The sequence below is a fragment of the Thiomonas intermedia genome (genome assembly GCF_002028405.1).
Classification (GTDB): Bacteria; Pseudomonadota; Gammaproteobacteria; order Burkholderiales; family Burkholderiaceae_C; genus Thiomonas; species Thiomonas intermedia.
Genome location: NZ_CP020046.1, coordinates 3,099,543 through 3,118,616 on the forward strand (window position 1 = coordinate 3,099,543; position 19,074 = coordinate 3,118,616).

Sequence of the window (19,074 nt, forward strand, 5' to 3'; positions counted from 1 at the left end):
AAACTTCACATCAGTTCTCCTGCATACCGGCGCAAAATAAACCCACCGAAGTGCGATGGGAAACCTCATCTTGAAGCGCCCCGAGATCGCTTGCCAGCGAACCCCAACGATCAGAGTGAAATATGTTCAAGATTTTTAATCTTTATATTCCCGCGAAAATGACCCTGGAGTTGCTGGTGGATGTGGCAATTTCCATTCTGGCATTCGGACTCGCAACCTGGACGGTCTATCTTTTGACTCCGGGCAGCCATGATTTTTCGTATTGGGTGAGACAAGGCTCCTATCCACTCGTTATTTATACCGGTCTGTCGGCACTTCTTTATACGGCGCTCGGGGTCTACAGAATCGATGCAGAAAACAGCCTGCGCGACCTTCTTGGACGCACTTCAGTAGCTTTTGCGTTTGCATTTTTCCCGGTTTATTGGTTCACGCTGATGTTCACCGAGGCGGGAAGTTCATTCAGGGTTCTGGCTTTTGCCTATCTTTATCAGATGGGTTTTCTGATTCTGTTTCGCTATATTCTTCTGCGCCAGTCTGCGCTGTCGGGCATGACGCGGCGCATCCTGATCGTGGGCAATGGCCGTGAAGCCCAGTCGCTTTCGCGCCAGGTTCAGGAACGGCATGGTGCCTCGTATACCATCGTCGGCTTTTATCCGACTGAGAGCGGTGAGCAGGCGCAGGTTCAACTGAATGGCGATGTTTTCGACGGCACGACGCCGCTCGAGCAGGTCGTGCTGGAAATGCGGGTGGATGAAATCATCATCGCTGTGCGCGAGCAGCGCGGCGGCGTGCTGCCGATACGCCAATTGCTCGAAGCGCGGATTCTTGGCACCCCCGTGCACAATCTGCCCACGTTTTACGAGCGCCTCAAGGGCGAGGTTCCACTTGAAAGCATGAAGGCCAGCTGGTTGATCTACGGTGGAGGATTTACCCAGGGCTATATCCGGGCCCTGGCAAAACGTCTATTCGACCTTTTCAGCGCCTGTATCCTGCTGCTCACCCTGTGGCCCATCATGCTTCTGGCCGCGTTGGCGATCAAAATCGAGGATCGCGGCCCTGTATTTTTTCAGCAGGAACGAGTGGGTCTTTTTGGCAAGACATTTCATTGCATGAAGTTCCGCAGCATGCGAACCGATGCTGAAAAAGACGGCGTGGCCAGGTGGGCGAGCACGAATGACAACCGGATCACCCGCGTGGGTGCTTTCATGCGAAAAACCCGAATCGACGAACTGCCGCAATTGATCAATGTCTTGCGCGGAGAAATGAGTATGGTCGGCCCACGACCGGAGCGACCGACGTTTGTCGATATGCTCGAGCGAGATATTCCGTTCTACGCCATTCGCCATAGCGTGAAGCCAGGGGTCACCGGATGGGCGCAGGTACGCTACGCTTATGGAGCGTCCGTCGAGGACTCCAGAAGAAAATTGCAGTTCGACCTTTATTACGTCAAGAACAATAGTGTCTTTCTCGATTTTTTTATTTTGTTCGAAACAGTGCGCGTCGTGATTTTTGGTGAAGGCGCAAGATAATATTATTTTTTTAAGAAAGAGAACGATGACAGTAGTTGCTGTAGTTGGATTGGGGTATGTCGGCCTTCCCTTGGCCGTCGAATTCGGGAAAAAATATCGCACCATCGGTTTTGATCTGTCCGTCGAGAAGATTGCGGCTTATTGCAAGCATGTCGATCCGACGGGGGAGGTCAGCCAGGAGAATCTCAGGCAGGCCACCTTGCTCGAACCGACGACCGATGCCTCGAAACTGAAAGAGGCGGATTTTGTGATCGTGGCCGTGCCGACCCCCGTCGACGAGGCCCACAATCCCGATTTCAGCCCCTTGGTCGGCGCCAGCACATCGGTCGGCAAGTATCTCAAGCCCGGCGCCATCGTGGTGTACGAGTCCACGGTGTATCCGGGGGCCACGGAAGAAATCTGCGTGCCCATTCTCGAGAAGCAGTCCGGCCTGAAATGGAAGAAGGATTTTTTCGTCGGCTATTCGCCCGAGCGTATCAATCCCGGCGACAAGGAACACACGCTGACCAGGATCGTCAAGGTGGTCTCGGGCGACACCGCCGAAACCCTCGACACCGTGGCTGAGGTTTACAGCGCGGTCATCACGGCGGGGGTGCATCGCGCCCAGAGCATCAAGGTGGCCGAGGCGGCGAAAGTCATCGAGAACACGCAGCGCGATCTCAATATCGCCTTGATGAACGAGCTGTCGCTGATCTTCCATCGCATTGGCATCGACACGCTGGAGGTTCTCAAGGCGGCGGGCACGAAGTGGAATTTCCTGCCGTTCCGACCGGGGTTGGTCGGCGGGCATTGCATCGGCGTCGATCCTTACTACCTGACGCACAAGGCCGACATGCTCGGTTACCACCCGCAGGTCATCCTGGCGGGGCGCCGCATCAACGACGGCATGGGTAAGTACATCGCCGAGCAGACGATCAAGCAGATGAGTCAGGCCGGCCTGCCGATCAAGGGCAGCGATGTCATCGTGCTGGGTTTGACCTTCAAGGAGGACTGCCCCGATCTGCGCAATTCCAAGGTGATCGACGTGATCCGTGAGCTGGCCTCGTATGGGGTGAATGTGCTCGTTCACGATCCGATTGCCGATGCCGGCGAGGCCATGCACGAGTATGGCGTCCAGCTCACGCCCTGGGCCGAGTTGCCGCGCGCCCAGGCCGTCGTGGCTGCGGTGGCGCACCAGGCTTACCAGGAGATGTCGGTGCAGCAGACGCTCGATAAGCTGCAGCCCAGCGGCATCTTCATGGACATCAAGTGCCAATACGACGCCGCCGCGCTGGAATCGCAAGGCGCCAAGGTCTGGAGACTTTGAGCCGCCATGTCGATCGAGCAACTGCTATCTGAGAAGCCCCAGCGCTGGCTGGTCACGGGGAGCGCCGGGTTCATCGGCTCCCATCTGATCGAGACCCTGCTGACCCATGGGCAAACCGTGGTCAGCCTGGACAATTTTTCGACCGGTCATCAGTCCAACCTGGACGAGGTGCGACGCCTTGTGGGTGAAGAGGCCTGGAAGCGGCACACTTTCATCGAGGGCGACATCGTCGATCTGGCGGCTTGCCAGCGCGCCTGCCAGGGCGTGGACATCGTGCTGCACGAGGCCGCGCTCGGCTCGGTGCCGCGCTCCATCGAGAATCCGCTGGCGACGCATGCGGTCAACGCCACAGGCTTTCTGAACATGCTGGTGGCGGCGCGCGATGCGGGGGTGAATCGCTTTGTCTACGCCGCGTCCAGTTCGACCTACGGCGATCATCCGGGTCTGCCCAAGGTTGAAGACCTGATCGGCAAGCCGCTTTCGCCCTATGCGGTGACCAAGTATCTCAACGAGCTGTATGCCGATGTGTTCGGCCGGGTCTATGGCCTGCAGACCCTCGGCCTGCGCTACTTCAATGTGTTCGGCACCCGGCAGGACCCGAACGGTCCCTACGCGGCGGTGATTCCCAACTGGGCCAAAGCCATCCGCGGCAATCAGCCCTGCTTCATCAACGGCGACGGCGAGACCACGCGTGATTTCTGCTATGTCGACAATGTGGTGCAGGCCAACATTCTGGCGGGAATGAGTACGAATCCCGAGGCCGTCGGGCAGGTTTACAACGTGGCGTTTGGCGAGCAGACCAGCCTGAACACCCTACACCAGTTGTTGAGCCAGGAAATCATGGCACTGGACGCCAAGGTGATCTTCACGCCGCCGGTTTATCGCGATTTCCGCAAAGGCGATGTGAGGCATTCGCTGGCCGACATCGGCAAGGCCAGGCGCCTGCTGGGCTACAGCCCCGACTTCAGCGTGCGCGCGGGTTTGAAAACCGCGATGCCCTGGTACGCCGCGCGAACGTAAACCGGGCATCACAGCCAGCCCCTTCAATCGGCCAGGCGCTGATCGGAGGGGCTGTGCTCATGAGACCCTAGATCAGGCAGCGACTGTCGCGCCCACCAAGGGGTAGTCGGTATAGCCTTCCTCGCCGCCGCCATAGAAGGTGGCCGGATTCGGTTTGTTCAACTCCGCGCCCTGTTCGAAACGGGCGACCAGATCCGGGTTCGCGATGTAGGGGCGGCCGAAGGCCACGGCGTCTGCCGTGCCCGAGCCCAGACGGGCTTCGGCGGATTCGCGGGTGTAGTTGCCGCACACGATGATGCGCCCACCGTAGGCGGAGCGCAGTTGCTGGCGGAAAGCCTCACTCAGCGCCGGCCCGCCCGCCCAATCCGGCTCGGCGATGTGGATGTAGGCGATGCCACGGCGGTTGAATTCTCGCGCCAGGTAGAGGTGAATCTCCTCGGTCTGCGCGTCCTGGATGTCGTGGCGGATGAAATGCGGGGAAATGCGCACCCCCACGCGGTCCGCACCGGCCACGTCAATCAGGGCATCGATCGCTTCAAGCACGATGCGCGCCCTGTTTTCCAGGCTGCCGCCGTAGCCGTCGGTGCGCTGGTTGGTGTTCGTCGAGAGGAATTGCTGCAGCAGGTAGCCGTTGGCGCTGTGCAGCTCCAGCATGTCGAAGCCCGCCGTCAGCGCCCGTTCGGCAGCGCGGCGGTAGTCGGCGATGATGCCGGGGATTTCCCCGGTTTCGAGTGCGCGCGGCATGTCGCACGGCACGCGCTTGGGGCCCTCGGGCAGCACCACGAAAGATTCGCCCGTATCGCTGCGGATCGCACTGGGCGCCACCGGTGCCTGGCCGTTCTCCTGCAGCAGATGGTGGGAAATGCGCCCCACATGCCAGAGTTGCATCGCCATGCGTCCGCCCGCGGCGTGGACCGCGTCGGTGACGAGCTTCCATCCGGCGACCTGCGCGTCCGTGTAGATGCCTGGGGTGAAGGCGTAGCCCTGTCCCTGCCGGGAAATCTGGGTGGCTTCGCTCACGATCAGCCCGGCGGTGGCGCGCTGCGCGTAATAGCGGGCATTCATCTCGCCGGGAATGTCGCTGGGCTGCAGCGCGCGCGAGCGCGTGAGCGGCGCCATCACCATCCGGTTGGGCAGTTGGAGGCGGCCGAGTTGCAGAGGGGTAAGCAGGGTGGGTGTGGTCATGGAGATCCTTGTTTGTTGCAATGCAAGAATGATCGTAAGCAGGTTGGCGCGGGTTTGCAGGCCTGGGGAATCGCCGTGCATCGAGGTTTCTGATATGTAAGACTCAAACTATTCATTTGTTCAATGAATGGGGCAGGACTAGGGTTGCAGCAAGCCCGCACTCGAAGGCCACCATGTCCTCCCTGTTCAAACCGCTCGATCGATTTTTCTCCAACGGCACCCCGCTGCACGACCCGATCACACCGCAGCCCGGCGCCGTGGAGGTGAAGACGACCACCTGTTATATGTGCGCCTGCCGCTGCGGCATCAATGTGCATCTGCGCGACGGCCAGGTCCGCTTCATCGAAGGCAATCCGAATCATCCGCTCAACCAGGGCGTGATCTGCGCCAAGGGCTCTGCGGGCATCATGAAACAGGTGTCGCCGGCCCGGCTCACGCAGCCGCTGCGCCGCAAACCCGGCACCGAACGCGGCGAGGGCGAGTTCGAACCGATTTCGTGGGATGAGGCTCTGCAGACCCTGGAAGACCGCCTGCGCCACCTGCGTGCCACCGATCCCAAACAGTTCGCTCTGTTCACCGGCCGTGATCAGATGCAGGCGCTTACCGGCCTGTTCGCCCGGCAGTACGGCACGCCCAACTACGCCGCGCACGGCGGCTTCTGCTCGGTGAACATGGCCGCCGGCATGATCTACACCTTCGGCGGCAGTTTCTGGGAATTCGGCGGGCCGGATCTGGATCGGGCCCGGCTGTTCGTGATGATCGGCACCGCCGAGGATCACCACAGCAACCCGATGAAAATCGCCCTGTCCAAGTTCAAGCGGGCGGGGGGGCGTTTCATCTCCATCAATCCGGTGCGCACCGGTTACTCCGCCATCGCCGACGAGTGGATCCCGATTCGTCCGGGTACCGATGGCGCCCTGCTTCTGGCGCTGGTGCATGAACTGCTGCGCACCGGACGGTTCGACACCGGGTTCTCCGCCCACTACACCAATGGTGCGCAGCTCGTGCGGGTGCAGCCCGGCGACGCGCAGGACGGCCTGTTCATCCCCGATGCCAGCGGCACGGCGTCATCGCAGGACCGGATGTGGTGGGATGCAGTGACGCAGCGGCCCGTGCCCGCCTGGACCGAAGGCGCGCAGCCCGCGCTTTCCGGGCACTACCGTCTGGCCGACGGCACGCCGGTGGCCCCCGCGCTGCAGTTGTTGCGCGAGCAACTGGCCGACAGCACGCCCGAATGGGCGGCGCAGATCACCGGCGTGAGCGCCGGGCGCATACGCCAACTGGCGCAGGAGATGGCGCAGGCCGCGCTCGATCAGGGCGAAGACCTGCCCATCGCCTGGACGGACTGGCTCGGCCGCGAACACGCCACGGTGCGCAGCAAACCGCTGGCCTTTCACGCCATGCGGGGTCTCGCGGCGCATTCCAACGGTTTTCAGGCCATCCGCGCCCTGTCCATTCTGATGAGTCTGCTGGGCACGATCGATGCGCCCGGCGGATTTCGCCACAAGGCGCCGTACCCCAAGGACGTTCCGCCCGAGGTGCGCAACCCGCGCGGCCCGCAGGACGTGCGGCCCGACACCCCGCTGGGCGGTGCGCCGCTGGGTTGGCCGACTTCGCCCGACGATCTCGCGCTGATGGACGACGGCAGTCCGCTGCGCATCGACAAGGCGTTTTCGTGGGAGCACCCGCTGGCCGTGCATGGCCTGATGCACAACGTCATCACCAACGCCTGGCGCGGCGATCCTTACCCGATCGACACCTTGCTCATCTTCATGTCCAACATGGCGTGGAACTCGGCCATGAACACCGTGGACGTGCGGCAGATGCTGCGCGACAAGCGGGAAGACGGCGGCTACCGCATTCCCTTTCTCGTGGTGTGCGATGCCTTCCAGAGCGAGATGACCGCCTTTGCCGATCTGCTGCTGCCCGATACCAGTTATCTGGAGCGGTTTGATGCCATGTCGCTGCTCGACCGGCCCATCTCCGAGTTCGACGGCCCGGTGGACTCGGTGCGCGTACCCGTGCTGCCGCCCCTCGCGCAGACGCGGCCGTTCCAGGAAGTGCTGGTCGAGCTTGCAGGTCGCCTCGGGCTACCGGCTTTCGTGAACGCCGATGGCAGCCGCAAGTACAAGGACTACCCCGACTTCGTCGTGAACTATGAAACCGCACCCGGCTCGGGTATCGGCTTTCTGTCGGGCTGGCGCGGCAAGGACGGCACTCAGTCGCTCAAGGGCGAGCCCAATCCGCGGCAATGGGAGATGTATGCGAAGAACGACTGCGTGCATTTTCACCACCTGCCCGAATCGATGCGCTACATGCGCAACTGGAACCGGGGCTACCTCGATTTCGCGCAGGAGCACGGCTGGCGCTCGCGCAACACGCCCATCATCATCGCGCTCTACTCCGACGTGCTGCAGTCCTTCAGGCTGGCGGCGCGCGGCCAGCGGGCTGGGCGGCAGCCGCCCGAAGCCCTGCGGGCCAGGGTGGCGCATCACTTCGATCCACTGCCCTTCTGGGAGCCGCCCCTGGAACATGCGGCCACCGACCTCTCGCGCTACCCGCTGGCCGCCGTGACCCAGCGGCCCATGGCGATGTATCACGCCTGGGACTCGCAGAACGCCTGGCTGCGGCAGATTCACGGTCACAATCGTCTCTACGTCAATCCTGCCGTGGCCCAGGAGCGCGGCATTGCCGACGGCGACTGGCTGTGGATCACTTCGCCGTGGGGCCGGGTGCGCGCGCGCTGTCAGTTCAGCGAGGCCGTCGAGCCCGGCACGGTCTGGACCTGGAATGCCGTCGGCAAGGCCAGCGGCTTCTGGGGACTGCACCCGCGTGCCGAGGAGTCGCAGACCGGCTTTCTGCTCAACCACCTCATCCGCGAGGAGTTGCCGGCCAACGCTTTGGGGGCGGGGCAGGGACAGATCTCCAACAGCGATCCCGTCACCGGTCAGGCCGGCTGGTATGACGTGCGCGTGCGGCTCGATCCGGCCGAAGCGCCGCCCGAGACCGGCGAACCCGTGCCGCATTCGTCCGCGCAGAGCTGGCCCCAGTTTGCACCAGCTGCCGCGCTGCCCGATCAGACATCGCAGCCTCGCGTGCTGCGCTATGTCGCCGGGGCTTCGTCACGTCAAGGAAAATCCACATGACTCAACTCGCGCTGGTCATCGACCTCAATGTGTGCGTGGGCTGCCACGCCTGCGTCACGTCGTGCAAGCAATGGAACACCTCCGGGCCCGCGGGCCCGCTCAGCGATCTTGAGCCTTACGGCGAAAACCCGCTGGGCGTGTTCTTCAACCGCGTCCAGACTTACGAGGTCGGCCAGTTTCCGCAGACGCAGACGGTGCACTTTCCCAAGAGCTGCCTGCACTGCGAAGAGCCGCCGTGCGTGCCGGTGTGCCCGACCGGCGCGTCATACAAGCGCAAGGAAGACGGCATCGTGCTGGTGGACAGCGACAAGTGCATCGGCTGCAAGTATTGCTCGTGGGCCTGTCCTTACGGCGCGCGCGAATACGACGAGGACCGCGGGGTGATGACCAAGTGCACCCTGTGCGTGGACCGGATCTACGACGAATCCATCCCGGCTCCCCAGCGCCGTCCTGCCTGCGTCAACGCCTGCCCGACCAACGCGCGCCTGTTCGGGGACGTGCACGATCCTGAATCGGAGGTGTCCCGCGCCATCCGCGAACGCGGCGGCTACGCCCTGATGCCCGAGCTCGGCACCCGCCCGGCCAACCACTATCTGCCACGCCAGTTGCCCCAGGGCGCCGCGCCGGCCGACGAGATGCAAAAACCGTCGCCTCAGGCCACGGCCCGTCAGGCCGCGTCCCCGCGTCCGGTGTCGAACGAGGCGGCGCTGGAGGTTGAGGCGCGAGGCCTGTTCGCCCGGATCTTCGGCACGTTGGGGAAAGATCGTCCCGCAGCCAAGCAGACGCACGGCGCGCCTGCGGCCAGCCAACTGGAGAGCCACTGACCATGCGGCCCGCCTTTTCCGTCTTGCTGCTCACCACCCTGATCGGCTGCGCCCAGGGGCTTGCGGTCGTGGTGGCACTGCCGGCGCTTCTGGGCGCCGCGCAGCCCGAAGCCTGGCTGGTGTTCTGGCGTCTGAGTCTCTGGATCATTCTGGGGCTGGGCGTCATCGGCCTGGTTGCCTCCTTCGGCCACCTCGGGCGCCCCGAGCGCGCCTGGCGCGCCGCGGCCATGTGGCGCACGTCCTGGCTCTCACGCGAGGTCATCGCCCTGCCTGCGTTTCTGGGGTTGAGCGGGCTGTGTCTGCTGAGCCTGTGGCGGGTGCAGGCTTGGCCCGCTCTGCTGGCCGCGGTCTTGATCGCCGGAGCGCTCGCGCTCTGGGTCTGTACCGCGATGATCTATGCCGGCGTGCGATTCCTGCGCGAATGGGCCACGCCGCTGACCGTGCTGAACTTCATGCTCATGGGCCTGGCCAGCGGTTGTCTGCTGGCTGCCGTGCTCGCCTTGTGGCGGCTGCCGCCGCAGGCGGCACTTTATGCGCGTGCCGCCGCGGCCTTGCTCGGCGCGGCCCTGGTGGGACGTCTGGCCGCGCTGCTGCGCGTGCGTCGTCTGGTGCCTGCGGGGTCGATGCAGTCGGCCCTCGGGGTGTCGAACCCGGTGATCCGGCAGACGTCCAAGGGGTTCACGGCGGGGGCGTTCAACACCCACGAGTTCTTTCACGGGCGCAGCGTGCGCTGGGTGGCGAACGCGCGCTGGGGTTTCGTCATGCTGGGTTTCGTGCTGCCGATGCTGTTGATGAGCCTGACGCCCGAACCCTTGCGCGCCGCAGGCTGGACGCTGGCGCTGGCCAGCAATCTGCTGGGTATGATCGCCGAGCGCTGGGACTTTTTCGCCCAGGTGCGGCACCCGCAGAACCGCTATTACCAGGCGGCGTTGTGACCGATTGAAACCCCGGGGAACGGCCGGGCGCGGCGGGGCTCCATCCTTCTTTTGATGAGAGAGGCGAAGGATGCGAGGTCGCGGCGTGTTGTGCAGCGGGGCGGTGGTGCTGGCCATCATGGCGTGGGGGGCGGTGGCGGCGCAGGCCGATCCTGCTGCAGCGCCCCCGCCCATCTGCCAGTCGCAGCCGCAAGGCCCTGCCTGCGCCGCGCAGACCCGTCACGCGCTCAACGACCGTCTGACGCATCTTTACCGTCTGGAACTGCAAAAGGTGATGGGCACCTATACCGAGCGAAGGCTGGACCACGCGCAGAACCTCTGGCGACGCTGGGCGAACGCGGAGTGTCTGTTCCGCGACGGCCCGCCCGACCGCGGCGGCGCCGACTGGAGTCAGCGCCAGGATGCCTGTCTGTCGGGCATGATCCGCGCCCGCATCGCCCAGCTCGACGGCTTTGTGCATTGTTCCGGCGCCACCTGCCCGCCACGATGACCCTCGTCAGATAGGGATCAGCCTGCGATGGCAACATCCTCGTTGCCAGAAAAAGGAGACTGACATGCCGCAACCGTCGAACCCCACCGACGCCCTTCTCCACGAGCGCGATACGCGTGGCGTGGTCACCCTGACGCTCAATCGCCCGCAGGCGTTCAACGCGCTGTCGGAGGCGCTGCTCGATGCGCTGCAGGCGCAGATCGACAGCCTGATGGAAGACGACACCGCCCGCGTGGTCATCCTGCGCGGGGCGGGGCGCGCCTTCTGCGCGGGACACGATCTCAAGGAAATGCGTGCCCAGCCCTCGCAGGCGTATTACCAGTCGCTTTTTGCGCGCTGTGGCAAGGTGATGACCGGCTTGATGCGTCTGCCCCAGCCCGTCATTGCGCAGGTGCATGGTATCGCCACCGCCGCGGGTTGCCAGTTGGTCGCCAGTTGCGACCTGGCCGTGGCCAGCGCCGATGCGCGCTTTGCCGTCTCAGGTGTCAACTATGGGCTGTTCTGCTCCACGCCGGGAGTGGCGCTGTCGCGCAATCTGCCGCGCAAGCAGGCGATGGAAATGCTCCTGACCGGCGACTTCATCGATGCCTCCACAGCCCAGCAGCGCGCCCTCATCAACCGGGTGGCCCCCGCGGATGCGCTGGATGCCGAAGTGGGGCGCCTCGTTGCGAGCATTCTGAACAAGCCCGCGGCCGCCGTGCGTATGGGCAAGGCCCTGTTCTATCGCCAGATCGAGACCGGCATCGACGCGGCCTATCAGCTCGCAGCGCAGACCATGACCTGCAATATGCTCGACGACTGCGCCCTGGAAGGCGTGCAGGCCTTCATCGAGAAACGCGAGCCGAGTTGGCGGGTCGGCTCAGACGCTTGATTTCTCGCCCGGCGTGGGCAGGCGCACGAGTTCGATGACGATGATGGACAGGTTGTCCCCGCGTCCCCCCGCGCGGGTGCGCGCCTTGTCGATCAGGTACTGGCAGCATTCGCGCGCCTGAAGCTTGGACGTGGCGATCTCCAGGTCCTGATCGGTGAAATAGTGCCAGACCCCGTCGCTGCACAGCATGAGCACGTCGCCGGGCATCAGCGAACTTTCTTCGACGGGCTTGAGCGGCAGCTCCGACATGCCCAGGCTGCAGGTCAGCACGTTGCTCATGGGATGGTTGCGGGCCTTGGCTTCGGTGATCTCGCCCTTGTCGACCAGGGTCTGGACATAGGAGTCGTCCTTGGATCGCAGCAGCAGCCGGTCGTCGCGGAAGATGTAGAGCCGGCTGTCGCCCACATGCGACCAGTAGCAGCGGCCCTCGTCGGCATGAAAAAGCGCGCAGACGATGGTGGAATGCGGCTCCTGCTCGGTGGACAGGGCGGTGAGCCGGATCATGCTGTGGCTTTCCTGCACGATCTGCTGCATCAGCGCGTGAGGATCATCGGCATCGGGGTGGTAGCGCTCGAAAAGCTGCTGAGCGGTGAGCATCACCTGGTCAGCCGCCTTGCGGCCTCCGCTTTTGCCGCCCATGCCATCGGCAATCACCGCCAGCACACAACCCTGCACGCGCGGATGGGCGATCACCCGCAGCTGATCCTGCTGATAGGGACGGTCGCCCTTGTGCAGACCGCTGGCCGCGCTGAGCCGCCAGCGCGTTTCCGCCTGGTGCTGGACCGGCTTGGGCAGCGGCGGCAATCGGGAAGGCGGGTAGTGATCGGTGGGGTCCATAGAATCGGCTGAGGAGCCTGGGTACGGCGGACGTATCCGTGGAGGCGGTGAATCGATGCGGAAGGTAGGTATGGACAAAGAGTTGCTGACACGGGATTCTAGGGGGCACGCCTGGCCGCGCCTGCGCCGATCGGCCGCGCGCTTGGCTGCCGCTGGCCCCAAGGCTGTCGCGCAAAGGACGGCCAGTCCTTCGGGGCACCAGCGCCTGGGTTCGCATGGTTGCTGATTCCGCAGTTTCGCAAGAGGCGCGGTCCGGGTCGGTCACGGCGCTGGCCGAGCATTGCGATGCCTTGTTCTCGCCCGGAAGCCCGCTGCAGACGGAGCTGCCGCAATGGTCGGTGCGGGAGGGCCAGCGCGCGCTGGCCATGGCCGTGGCCGATGCCATCGCCGATCGCGCCATCCTCATGGCCGAGGCCGGCACGGGCACCGGCAAGACGCTGGCCTACCTCATTCCCGTGCTGCTGCATGGCGGGCGCGTGATCATTTCCACGGCCACGCGCAATCTGCAGGATCAGCTCGATCAGAAAGATCTCCCCGCCGCGCGCCGCGCACTGGGGGCGGCGGTGAGCACCTGCGTGCTCAAGGGCCGTTCCAACTATGTGTGCCTCTACCGCTTGCAGCGTGCCGCGGAGTGGGTGCACGGGCGCCATGCGCATGCGCAGTTGCGGCGCATCGAGCAGTTTGCCCGCAGCGATGCGCGCGGTGATCTGTCGGCCCTGTCCGGGCTGGAGGAAAACTCGGCGCTCAACTTTCTCGTCACCTCCACGACCGACAACTGCCTGGGGGCCGATTGCCCGGACTACAAGGCCTGCTTTGTGATGAAAGCCCGCCGCGAGGCCCTGGCTTCCGACGTGGTGATCATCAACCACCATCTGTTTTTCGCCGATCTGGCGCTACGCGGCGAAGGCGTGAACGAATTGCTGCCGACCGCCGACACCCTCATACTCGACGAGGCCCACCAGCTCGCCGAGATCGGGGTGCAGTTTCTCGGCGCCCGCTGCGGCACGGCGCAGGTCGTCGATCTCAGCCGCGATCTGCTGGCCGCCGGGCTGCAGCACGCCAAGGGCCTGGCCGACTGGCAGATGCTCAGCGCATCGCTGGAGCGTGCCGCGCGCGATCTGCGTCTGGCGGCACCGCCGAATCCGGGGCGGCTGAGTCAGCCCCAGGTTCTCGATCTGCCAGGCTGGGATGTGGCCATGCACGATCTGCAGGTCCGCTTGGCGCACACCGCGCAAGTGCTGTCGGCGCATACCGAGGCAGCGCCCGAATTCGAGCGGCTGATGGATCGCTGCACCGGCCTGCACGAGGCATTCTCCCGTTGGCAGACCGCCTCGTCCGATGGCGACGAGGCGGATGAGGCCGCGCAGGTGCGCTGGGCCGACGTGGGCAGCGCCCATCTGCGTCTGCAGGCGGCGCCGCTGTCGATTGCGCCGGCCTTCGCCGCGCTGCTGGCCCAGCGCAGCCAGGCCTGGATCTTCACCTCGGCGACCTTGAGCGTGGGCGGCAGCTTTCGCCACGCCCGCGCCGCGCTTGGGCTGACCCCGGAGCAGGGCGGCTGCGCGCCGGTGGAAGACGGGGTGGCGCCGCGCTGCCGCGAATTGCGCGTGGCCAGTCCGTTCGACTATGCCGAACAAGGGCGGCTGCTGGTCCCCCAGGATCTGCCGCTGCCGAATCAGCCGGGCCATTCAGAGTCGGTGGCTGCGCTCGCGGCCCAGCTTGCGGCCAACAATGGTGGCGGCACCTTCGTGCTCACCACCACACTGAGGGCCGCCAAGCTGATCGCGCAGACTCTCCGCGCGCTGCTGCCCGGCCGGACGGTGCTGGAGCAGTTCGACGAATCCAAGGCGGCCTTGCTCGACCGGTTTGCCAGAACGTCGCAGTCGGTTCTTGTCGGCAGCCAGAGTTTTTGGGAGGGAGTGGATCTGCCCGGTGATCGCCTGACCCTGGTGATCATCGACAAGCTGCCGTTCGCCCCGCCGGATGACCCGTTGACCGCGGCACGTCTCAAGCAGATTGAGGCCGAGGGACGCAGCGGTTTTTCCGACTACAGCATGCCCCAGGCGGCGCTGTCGCTGCAGCAGGGAGCAGGGCGCCTGATTCGCACCGAAAGCGACCGCGGCGTGCTGGTGGTGTGTGACCGCCGCCTGACCGCCACGGGCTGGGGCCGTCAGTTGCTCGCAAGCCTGCCGCCGTTCACGCGGGTGACCCAGACCGCCGATGCGCAGGCCTTTCTGCAGCAGATGCGGTGACCTTGAGCCGCCGCATCTGAGTCCACGCTTACCAGAGCTTCCAGAAAGGCTCGTCGCGTGCGGGCAGACCTTCGGTGAGATAGGTGCTTTGCGGATAGTTGAGCTTGAGCACGCGCTGGGCATCGTCGCGCAACTGGGTCATGCCCAGTTTGCCGTAGGCGTCGACCAGGATGGCCAGGGCCAGTTGATTGGCGGGTGCGTTCTGATAGTGCTCGATGGCGCGCTGGGCCCGATCGGCGGCGGCCACATAGGCCCCGCGGCGGTAATAGAACAGCGCGACGTGCGTTTCATACTCGGCCAGCGAGTTGACGATGTAGCGCATGCGCTGGCGGGCGTCGGGTGCGTACTTGCTGTCGGGGAAGCGGGTCACGAGTTCCTTGAAGCTTTCGAAGGACTGTTTCGCGGCAGCCTGATCGCGCTCGTACAGCTTCTGATCCGACAGGAAGGAGAACCAGCCCTGATCGGTGTTGAAGTTGATCAGGCCCTTCAGATAGAGCACATAGTCGGTATAGGGGTTGTTGGGGTAGAGCTTGAGAAAGCGATCAGCGGCAGCCAGGGCCTGGGCGCGCTCGCCTTGCTTGTAGTTGCCGTAGGCGATCTCGATCAGCGCCTGCTGCGCTAGCAGCCCGTAGGGATAGCGCGACTCGAGCTTCTCGTACAGCTTCACACCCTTGTCGGTGTTGCCGCTGTTCATCTCGTCCTTGGCCTCTGCATACAATTTGGCCGAAGACCAACCCAGGGTCTCGTCTTTCGACGGCGAGGTGGCACAGCCTGCAAGTCCCAGCAGCACGGCCGCCGCCGCGGTGCCCAACAATCGCAGCGTCCAGAGACGGTACAACGCAACACGCATATCAATCGCCCAGGGTGGTGTAAAGCTCGCAGATTATAGGGAGCCCTTGCTCGCCCCACATGACCCCTCCTTCCCCTCATTCCCCCCAACGCACCGCGGCAGAGCCCGAAACCGATCTCGACGAAGACGACGCAGCCGTCACCAAGGTGCTGCAAGCCGTGGTGCCCGAGACCGATGCCGGGCAGCGGCTCGACAAGGTTCTCGCCGCGCTGTTCAGCCAGTATTCGCGCAGCCGCCTGCAGCAGTGGTGCGACGCGGGTCTGGTTCGCATGGACGGAAAAGTCGCGGGTGTGCGGGACAAGGCGCTGCCAGGCGCGGCCCTGCACATCGCCGTGCCCGATCTGCCGGAAGAGACGGCGTTCGCTGCCGAGGATGTGCCGCTGAACGTGGTGTATGAAGATGTTGATCTGGCCATTCTCAACAAGCCGGCCGGGCTGGTGGTGCACCCGGCGGCGGGCAACTGGAGCGGCACCTTGCTCAACGGCCTGCTGGCCCGGTATCCCGAGACCGCCTGTCTGCCCCGCGCGGGCATCGTCCATCGACTGGACAAGGACACCAGCGGCTTGATGGTCACGGCGCGCACGCTGGAGGCGCAGACCGAACTGGTGCGGCGACTGCAGGCCCGCACCCTGCAGCGGCAGTATCTCGCGCTGGCCTGGGGATCGGTGGGGCGTGCGTTCAACGTCGATGCGCCCATCGGCCGCCATCCGCGCGATCGCCTGCGCATGGCGGTGGTCCAGGGCGGCAAGCCCGCGCGCACCGATTTCACACCCCTGGCCGAACTGGATACCGACTGGGGCCCACTGACGGCGCTGCGCTGCAAGCTGCACAGCGGCCGAACCCACCAGATTCGGGTGCATCTGCAGTTTGCCAAGCTGGAGATGGTGGCCGATCCGGTTTACGGCGGGCGGGCGCGGCCCGATCTGCCGCTGGGCCGCCAGGCACTGCATGCCGCGCGCCTGGCCTTTCTGCATCCCATCGGCGACAAGCCGCTCGATCACGTCGCGCCCATCCCCGACGACATCGCCGATTTCTGGGCGCTGTGCGGCGGCGAGCCGGACGAGATCGATCCGCGAAGCTGGTGAAAACCTTGGACAAGCGAATGTCGCAAACGCCGATCTTGAAGGACTTCATGCCCGAATCGCTGTCTGCGGTACGGGCGCTTGATCCCGCGTTCGACCAGGCACCGTGGCTGCAGGTCGTGTGGCCCGGCAACCCGCGGGTTCGCGCAGTGTTCACCAGTCGCGTGGGCGGGGTGAGTGCCGGGGACTACGGCGGTGCCGCCGCCGCGCCGGGCCTGGGCATGAATCTGGGCACTCATGTGGCGGACGCACCGTCCGCCGTTGCGCAGAACCGGCTGTTGCTGCGCAAGGCGCTCCGCGGTGCCGAGCCGCTCTATCTGCAGCAGGTGCATGGCGTGGCGGTGGCCGATCTCGACCTGTCAGATGGCCATTCGCCGGAGCCTGTGGCCGACGCCGCCTGCACCACCCGGGCACACATCGCCGCCACCGTTCTGGTGGCGGATTGTCTGCCGGTGCTGTTTGCCGCGCCGCAGGGGCGAGCGGTCGCGGCGGCCCATGCGGGCTGGCGCGGACTGGCCGGGGGCGTGCTGGAGGCCGCGCTTGAGTCGGTCTGCACGCGCGCCGGATGCGATGCGGCCGAGGTGCAGGTGGCCCTGGGTCCGGCAATCGGGCCTGCGGCGTTCGAGGTCGGCGATGAAGTGAGGGCGGCGTTCGTGAGTTGGCACCCGCAGACGTCGGGGGCGTTCACGCCAGGAAGGCCAGGGAAATGGTGGGCCGATCTCTGGGCACTCGCCCGGATTCGGCTGCAGACGGCCGGTGTGCTGGCGGAGCATGTGGCGGGTGGCGGGCTCTGCACCTTGGGCCTTGCGCAACGCTTCTATTCCTATCGCCGTCAACCGATCACGGGCCGACAGGCGGGCTGCATCTGGGTGGAGTAGCGGGGCCTGTCGCACAAGCGCCGTTGACAGGGCTTGCGGCGTGTTCAAGAATGCCGTGACTGGTCGCCGATTCTCCGAGTCGGCGACTCTTCCCTCTCCTCCCGCCGTCTCAACTCCCCATGGCATATTCCACTTCGACGGGCCGCGCGGCACCGCCGTCATTCACGGGCCCGGCCGATTTCTGGGCTGCCTGGGCCGAGGCGCCGCAGCGGTGGTCGGGGTTGCTGGGCGAGGCGACTCAAGCAGCGACCGTCCAGATCGAGCCGGAACGGCTGCGCACTCTGCAGCAGCGTTATCTGGATGAGTTCCGCCAATTGTGGAGCAGCCTTCTGCAGGCCGAAACGGGCGGCGAGGCCTCAGCGCTGGAGGCTGACCGGCGGTTCTCCCATGGGGCCTGGGGCGAGAACCGGGTGTCGCGTTACACCGCGGCGCTTTATCTGCTGGGCGCGCGCGCCCTGTTTGATCTGGCCGATAGCGTGCAGGCCGATGAAGCGACGCGGCAGAAGCTGCGATTCGCGGTGCAGCAGTGGGTCGATGCGGCCGCGCCGTCCAATTTTCTCGCCCTCAATCCCGAGGCGCTCGCCAAAGCCGTGCAGACGCAGGGGGAAAGCCTGCGCGCCGGGGTGGACAACTGGCTTCGTGATCTGAAGCAGGGCCGTCTGACCCAGACCGATGAATCGGTCTTCGAAGTGGGGCGCAACGTGGCGACCACGGCCGGGCAGGTGATTTTCGAGAACGCGCTGTTCCAGCTCATCGAATACGCGCCGCTGACCGGGCGCGTGCATGCGCGGCCGCTGCTGTTCGTGCCGCCCTCGATCAACAAGTACTACATCCTCGATCTGCAGCCCGACAACTCCCTGGTGCGGTTTGCCGTGGAGCAGGGGCATCGCACCTTCGTCGTGTCGTGGCGCAACCCGGACGCCGGCATGGGGCATCTGACCTGGGACGACTATGTGCAGGACGGCGTGATCCGCGCGATGTCGGTGGTGCGCGACGTCGCCGCGCAGCACAGTGAGGGTTCGATCAACACGCTGGGATTCTGCGTCGGGGGCACCCTGCTGGCCAATGCGCTGGCCGTGTTGCAGGCCCGGGGCGAATCGTGCGCGCACAGCGTCACTCTGCTCACCACGATGCTCGATTTCAGCGACACGGGGGTTCTGGGCGTCTATATCGACGAGGCGTCGGTCGCCCTGCGCGAAGCCACCCTGGGGCAGGGCGGGCTGATGACGGGGCGCGAACTGGCTTCGGCCTTTTCCAGCCTGCGACCGAATGATCTGGTCTGGAACTATGTCGTCGGCAATTACCTGAAGGGAGAAACCCCGCCACCCTTCGATCTGCTGTACTGGAATGCCGACTCGACCAATCTGCCGGGGCCCTTGTTTGCCTGGTATTTGCGCAACACCTACCTCGAAAACAAGATGCGGCAACCTGGCGCGCTCACCATCGCCGCAACGCCTTTGAATCTGCAGGCCCTCAAGCTGCCGGCCTATGTGTACGCCTCTCGCGAAGATCACATCGTGCCCTGGAAGACGGCCTATGAAACCACCCAGATACTGGGCGGGCCGATGCGCTTCGTGCTCGGGGCTTCCGGGCATATTGCCGGGGTCATCAATCCGGCCAAACGCAACAAGCGCAGCCATTGGACGTCGCCCGCAGGGCAGCGCAAGCTGCCATCGAAGGCGCAAGACTGGCTTGACGCGGCATCGGAGCAGCCAGGAAGCTGGTGGACCGATTGGGCGAAATGGCTGGACAAGCAGGCAGGGCCTGAAATCGCCGCGCCAAAGAAGCCCGGCAATGCGCGCTATAAAGGCATCGAACCGGCACCGGGGCGCTACGTCAAGGTGCGAGCCTGATCCGGCGGCTGAGGCCGGG

Annotated in this window: 15 protein-coding genes; 12 read left to right on the forward strand and 3 right to left on the reverse strand. The window is 64.9% G+C overall.

Annotated features, from left to right (window positions below):
* The first annotated feature begins 122 nt into the window (after nucleotides 1-122).
* Genes BVH73_RS14460 through BVH73_RS14470 form a run of 3 tightly spaced genes read left to right on the forward strand, consistent with a single transcriptional unit; the run spans nucleotide 123 to nucleotide 3,855 of the window.
* On the forward strand, nucleotides 123-1,529 hold the full coding sequence (locus BVH73_RS14460; RefSeq protein ID WP_079419819.1) for a TIGR03013 family XrtA/PEP-CTERM system glycosyltransferase: 1,407 nt from the start codon (nucleotides 123-125) through the stop codon (nucleotides 1,527-1,529).
* Between the two features lie 25 nt (nucleotides 1,530-1,554).
* Complete coding sequence (locus tag BVH73_RS14465; RefSeq protein WP_079419821.1) at nucleotides 1,555-2,835, forward strand: nucleotide sugar dehydrogenase; 1,281 nt, start codon at nucleotides 1,555-1,557, stop codon at nucleotides 2,833-2,835.
* Nucleotides 2,836-2,841: 6 nt separating this feature from the next.
* On the forward strand, nucleotides 2,842-3,855 hold the full coding sequence (locus BVH73_RS14470) for an SDR family oxidoreductase (RefSeq protein WP_079419824.1): 1,014 nt from the start codon (nucleotides 2,842-2,844) through the stop codon (nucleotides 3,853-3,855).
* A 72-nt stretch (nucleotides 3,856-3,927) separates the two neighbouring features.
* On the opposite strand, the gene BVH73_RS14475 is transcribed toward BVH73_RS14470, so the two are convergent.
* Nucleotides 3,928-5,040 (reverse strand): alkene reductase, encoded by a 1,113-nt coding sequence (locus BVH73_RS14475; protein ID WP_079420679.1) that lies wholly within the window; start codon nucleotides 5,038-5,040, stop codon nucleotides 3,928-3,930.
* A 284-nt stretch (nucleotides 5,041-5,324) separates the two neighbouring features.
* Between BVH73_RS14475 and BVH73_RS14480 the strand changes: the two genes are divergently transcribed.
* From BVH73_RS14480 to BVH73_RS14500, 5 genes are all read left to right on the forward strand, one after another.
* A complete protein-coding gene (locus BVH73_RS14480) occupies nucleotides 5,325-8,186 on the forward strand; it encodes a molybdopterin oxidoreductase family protein (protein WP_245800501.1) in 2,862 nt (953 codons plus the stop codon).
* Complete coding sequence (locus BVH73_RS14485) at nucleotides 8,183-9,010, forward strand: 4Fe-4S dicluster domain-containing protein (RefSeq protein WP_245800356.1); 828 nt, start codon at nucleotides 8,183-8,185, stop codon at nucleotides 9,008-9,010. The genes BVH73_RS14480 and BVH73_RS14485 overlap by 4 nt, the downstream gene beginning before the upstream one ends.
* Before the next feature lie 2 nt (nucleotides 9,011-9,012).
* Nucleotides 9,013-9,945: a dimethyl sulfoxide reductase anchor subunit family protein gene (locus tag BVH73_RS14490; RefSeq protein ID WP_079419828.1), complete on the forward strand. Its 933-nt coding sequence runs from the start codon at nucleotides 9,013-9,015 to the stop codon at nucleotides 9,943-9,945.
* Between the two features lie 70 nt (nucleotides 9,946-10,015).
* Complete coding sequence (locus tag BVH73_RS14495) at nucleotides 10,016-10,435, forward strand: lysozyme inhibitor LprI family protein (protein ID WP_079419830.1); 420 nt, start codon at nucleotides 10,016-10,018, stop codon at nucleotides 10,433-10,435.
* A gap of 64 nt (nucleotides 10,436-10,499) precedes the next feature.
* A complete protein-coding gene (locus BVH73_RS14500; protein ID WP_079419833.1) occupies nucleotides 10,500-11,306 on the forward strand; it encodes an enoyl-CoA hydratase in 807 nt (268 codons plus the stop codon).
* Here the strand turns inward: BVH73_RS14500 and BVH73_RS14505 are convergent.
* A complete protein-coding gene (locus BVH73_RS14505) occupies nucleotides 11,295-12,143 on the reverse strand; it encodes a PP2C family protein-serine/threonine phosphatase (RefSeq protein WP_079419836.1) in 849 nt (282 codons plus the stop codon). The genes BVH73_RS14500 and BVH73_RS14505 overlap by 12 nt on opposite strands.
* A 215-nt stretch (nucleotides 12,144-12,358) precedes the next feature.
* Between BVH73_RS14505 and yoaA the strand changes: the two genes are divergently transcribed.
* On the forward strand, nucleotides 12,359-14,392 hold the full coding sequence (gene yoaA / locus BVH73_RS14510) for a DNA repair helicase YoaA (protein ID WP_079419838.1): 2,034 nt from the start codon (nucleotides 12,359-12,361) through the stop codon (nucleotides 14,390-14,392).
* Between the two features lie 28 nt (nucleotides 14,393-14,420).
* Here yoaA and BVH73_RS14515 read toward each other — a convergent pair whose 3' ends face one another.
* Nucleotides 14,421-15,242, reverse strand: a complete 822-nt coding sequence (locus BVH73_RS14515; protein ID WP_079419840.1) for an outer membrane protein assembly factor BamD — start codon at nucleotides 15,240-15,242, stop codon at nucleotides 14,421-14,423.
* Nucleotides 15,243-15,301: 59 nt separating this feature from the next.
* Here BVH73_RS14515 and BVH73_RS14520 point away from each other — a divergent pair, with 59 nt between their 5' ends.
* From BVH73_RS14520 to phaC, 3 genes are all read left to right on the forward strand, one after another.
* Nucleotides 15,302-16,327 (forward strand): RluA family pseudouridine synthase, encoded by a 1,026-nt coding sequence (locus BVH73_RS14520; protein ID WP_079419843.1) that lies wholly within the window; start codon nucleotides 15,302-15,304, stop codon nucleotides 16,325-16,327.
* A gap of 17 nt (nucleotides 16,328-16,344) precedes the next feature.
* Nucleotides 16,345-17,202 (forward strand): peptidoglycan editing factor PgeF, encoded by an 858-nt coding sequence (gene pgeF, locus BVH73_RS14525; RefSeq protein ID WP_079419845.1) that lies wholly within the window; start codon nucleotides 16,345-16,347, stop codon nucleotides 17,200-17,202.
* Between the two features lie 119 nt (nucleotides 17,203-17,321).
* Complete coding sequence (phaC, locus tag BVH73_RS14530; protein WP_079419847.1) at nucleotides 17,322-19,055, forward strand: class I poly(R)-hydroxyalkanoic acid synthase; 1,734 nt, start codon at nucleotides 17,322-17,324, stop codon at nucleotides 19,053-19,055.
* Nucleotides 19,056-19,074: the final 19 nt, after the last annotated feature.

Bases quoted from the DNA above. Each gene is read 5' to 3' on its own strand.
- pgeF (WP_079419845.1), top strand. From the start codon at position 16,345: ATGTCGCAAACGCCGATCTTGAAGGACTTCATGCCCGAATCGCTGTCT.
- BVH73_RS14465 (WP_079419821.1), top strand. From the start codon at position 1,555: ATGACAGTAGTTGCTGTAGTTGGATTGGGGTATGTCGGCCTTCCCTTG.
- BVH73_RS14490 (WP_079419828.1), top strand. From the start codon at position 9,013: ATGCGGCCCGCCTTTTCCGTCTTGCTGCTCACCACCCTGATCGGCTGC.
- yoaA (WP_079419838.1), top strand. From the start codon at position 12,359: ATGGTTGCTGATTCCGCAGTTTCGCAAGAGGCGCGGTCCGGGTCGGTC.
- phaC (WP_079419847.1), top strand. From the start codon at position 17,322: ATGGCATATTCCACTTCGACGGGCCGCGCGGCACCGCCGTCATTCACG.
- BVH73_RS14485 (WP_245800356.1), top strand. From the start codon at position 8,183: ATGACTCAACTCGCGCTGGTCATCGACCTCAATGTGTGCGTGGGCTGC.
- BVH73_RS14520 (WP_079419843.1), top strand. From the start codon at position 15,302: ATGACCCCTCCTTCCCCTCATTCCCCCCAACGCACCGCGGCAGAGCCC.
- BVH73_RS14460 (WP_079419819.1), top strand. From the start codon at position 123: ATGTTCAAGATTTTTAATCTTTATATTCCCGCGAAAATGACCCTGGAG.
- BVH73_RS14480 (WP_245800501.1), top strand. From the start codon at position 5,325: ATGTGCGCCTGCCGCTGCGGCATCAATGTGCATCTGCGCGACGGCCAG.
- BVH73_RS14505 (WP_079419836.1), bottom strand. From the start codon at position 12,143: ATGGACCCCACCGATCACTACCCGCCTTCCCGATTGCCGCCGCTGCCC.
- BVH73_RS14475 (WP_079420679.1), bottom strand. From the start codon at position 5,040: ATGACCACACCCACCCTGCTTACCCCTCTGCAACTCGGCCGCCTCCAA.
- BVH73_RS14515 (WP_079419840.1), bottom strand. From the start codon at position 15,242: ATGCGTGTTGCGTTGTACCGTCTCTGGACGCTGCGATTGTTGGGCACC.
- BVH73_RS14495 (WP_079419830.1), top strand. From the start codon at position 10,016: ATGCGAGGTCGCGGCGTGTTGTGCAGCGGGGCGGTGGTGCTGGCCATC.
- BVH73_RS14500 (WP_079419833.1), top strand. From the start codon at position 10,500: ATGCCGCAACCGTCGAACCCCACCGACGCCCTTCTCCACGAGCGCGAT.
- BVH73_RS14470 (WP_079419824.1), top strand. From the start codon at position 2,842: ATGTCGATCGAGCAACTGCTATCTGAGAAGCCCCAGCGCTGGCTGGTC.